Raw genomic sequence first — 3,070 nt, forward strand, 5'->3', positions numbered from 1 at the left:
TTTTGGCGATTAAATCAGATCACAAACGAAGCCTTTTTTCTATCTATTTCAATTGGTTGTAGCTAAAGATCCTGTACATGAATACGACCTTCACCTTGATTGCCTTGGCCATTCTGGTGATGGCGGTCGTCAGCTACTACCTGAGCTCCTTTATCTCCAACTCCATTTTTGCTTTGAATAAGGCCTTAAGTCGGGTCGCCGATGGTGATTTAACGGAACGCTTGAACTTCATCCCGACCCGGGATGAATTCAGTGCCCTGGCGCAAAGCATCGATACCCTGGCGGGTCGTCAACAACATACCGTGAAACTGGTGCATGACAGTGCTGAAGCCTTGGAGTTGTTTGCCGATGAATTCCGGGAAGCGGCACAGGAAGGTCAGGATACGGCGGCCTCGCAGCGTCAATATCTGGACTCGCTGGCCACGGCCATGGAAGAGATGACGGCCGCGATCCGGGAAGTGGCACGCAATGCCAATGACACCTCGGCCCAGACTCGTCACTCCAGTGAGGAAGCCAGTCAAGGCGCTGCCAGCGTCAATCGCACCATAGACGCGATCCAGGCATTGGCCGATGAGATCAGTCAGGCTTCCAGTGCCGTCGAGCAACTGACCAACCGCGCCAACAAGATCAGTGAAGTCGTTACCGTCATCAACTCCATCTCCGGGCAGACCAATCTGTTGGCTCTGAACGCCGCAATCGAAGCGGCTCGGGCCGGAGAGCAAGGTCGTGGCTTTGCGGTGGTCGCCGATGAGGTGCGTACCCTGGCTGGGCGGACCCAACAGGCGACAGTTGAAATTCAGAAGATGATCGAGGAGCTCCAAAGCGGTACCGGAGCCTTGAATCAGATCATGGATAAAACCGTGCATCAGGCCGCGACCAGCCGCGAGCTCATCACCGGCGTGGGACACGACATCGAGCGCATTGCCTCGTATAGCGAATCCGTATTCGAGATGAGTGCGCAGATCGCGACCTCAGCCGAGCAACAGAGCTCGGTTGCCGCAGAAATCTCGCAAAATCTCGAAGAGGTGCGCCAGCAATCCATGCAGGTGGAAGAGTCGACCGCGGCCACCGTGGGCGGGACACAGAATCTGAAGGTGACCGCCAACGAGCTGGATCAGCTGCTGCGTGGTTTGAAATTCTAAACCCGGCTTCTCCCCCGCTAATCTTGAGCAATGAAAAACGCAGCCGATATTGGCTGCGTTTTTTTATAGGCGCTGCGCTGATATGGCCCGCAGCACCGCTCAAAAATTGCCATTGTTGTGAGTGATATCCGGCTGGCGAGCAGAAAATCTTCCTACACTCATGCAAGCGGCATATGCAGCATGTTGACCGCTTTGATTTCAAGGTCATCACTATCACCGAGCCTCTTTATCGATGGTGACACGCATGAGTAATGACACAGCTCAAACGCCAGAAAGTAAGACCACCGGTCTGGTATTGCCGGGGCAGGATCGCCCTAGTCAGTTGTATGTGATCCCGATTTTTGGCCGCCCGTTTTTACCATCCCAAATCCTGCCGGTACAAATTCAGTCCGATCCCTGGCAGAAGACTATTGAGCGGGTGGCCAACTCCCCCCACAAGATGGTGGCCCTATTTCGCATCACCGATGAACAGGAGCAGGAGCACGTTAAACCCCTGCCCGAGGTGACGCCGCGCACCGGGTGTGCGGTACGCATTCTGCAGGCCAGCTCGGGGAATGGTGAATTGCAGTTCGTCGCCGAAGGGATCGAGCGGGTTGAGATCGTCCAGTGGCTCAGCCATAAACCGCCCTATCTGGTCGAAGTGCGCTATCCGCCGGTGGATGATCTCGCGGCGCGCAGTGACACCGAAATCAAAGCCTACGCCCTGGCGCTGATCTCCGCCATCAAAGAGCTGCTGCCCATCAATCCACTCTACAGTGAAGAGCTGCGGCAATATCTGGATCGCTTCAATCCCAATGATCCCTCGCCGCTGGCCGATTGTGCGGCGGCGATTACCACCGCCACCGGTGATGAACTGCAGGATATTCTGGATACCCCCCTGCTGTTTGAACGCCTGAAAAAGGCGCTGGCACTGGTCAAAAAAGAGATCGAAGTGGCCAAACTGCACAACCAGATCCGGGATGAGGTCAATCGCAGCATCAATGAGCGGCAGCGGGAGTTTTTCCTGCGGGAACAACTGAAGGTGATCCAGCGGGAGCTGGGACTGGAGAAGGATGACAAGACCGCAGAAATCGATGGTTTCAGTAAACGGATGCAGGGCCATGACATACCAACGCCTGTCCAGCATCGCTTCCAGGAAGAGCTGGATAAACTAAAAATCCTGGAAGCTGGCTCCCCGGAATATGCCGTCACCCGCAACTACCTGGACTGGATCAGCCAGGTCCCGTGGGGGCTCTATCATCAGGATCAGCTGGACATACAGCGCGCCAGAACCATTCTGGATGCCGATCATGATGGCCTGCAAGACGTCAAACAGCGGATCATCGAATTCCTGGCGGTCGGTACCTTCAAGCAAGACATCAGTGGCGCCATCATGCTGTTGATTGGTCCACCCGGTGTCGGCAAGACATCGATTGGTCACTCCATCGCCTGCACCTTAGGCCGTCCCTTCTATCGTTTCAGTGTCGGCGGCATGCGGGACGAGGCGGAAATCAAAGGCCACCGTCGCACCTATATTGGTGCCATGCCCGGCAAAATTGTGCAGGCGCTCAAGGAGAGCAAGGTGATGAATCCGGTGATCATGCTGGATGAAATCGACAAACTGGGCAGCAGTCATCAGGGGGATCCGGCATCCGCCCTGCTGGAAACTCTGGATCCGGAGCAGAATCATAACTTTCTCGATCACTATCTGGATCTGCGACTGGATTTGTCCAAGTGTCTGTTTATCTGCACCGCCAATACCCTGGACTCCATTCCCGCCCCCCTGCTGGATCGGATGGATATGATCCGGCTCTCCGGTTACCTGTCCCAGGAAAAATTAGCCATTGCCCGCCACCACCTCTGGCCACGGCGCTGTTCCCTTTACGTGTTGGGGCAATCTATACTTGCAGTAAGTTCGCTGGACTGAGGTGCCCGCTATGGATACCAAC

The 3,070-nt window shown here is 55.4% G+C and carries 1 protein-coding gene and 1 pseudogene; both read left to right on the plus strand.

Going from position 1 to position 3,070, the window contains the following annotated elements; translation table 11 throughout:
• Positions 1 to 83 precede the first annotated feature (83 nt).
• A pseudogene (locus ACYVG7_RS10785) lies at positions 84 to 1,142 on the plus strand (methyl-accepting chemotaxis protein); the annotation flags it as partial.
• Positions 1,143 to 1,386: 244 nt separating this feature from the next.
• Positions 1,387 to 3,048, plus strand: coding sequence for an AAA family ATPase (locus ACYVG7_RS10790; protein WP_460883115.1), 1,662 nt, complete (start codon positions 1,387 to 1,389; stop codon positions 3,046 to 3,048).
• Positions 3,049 to 3,070: the final 22 nt, after the last annotated feature.

This window comes from Pseudaeromonas pectinilytica (genome assembly GCF_054780855.1).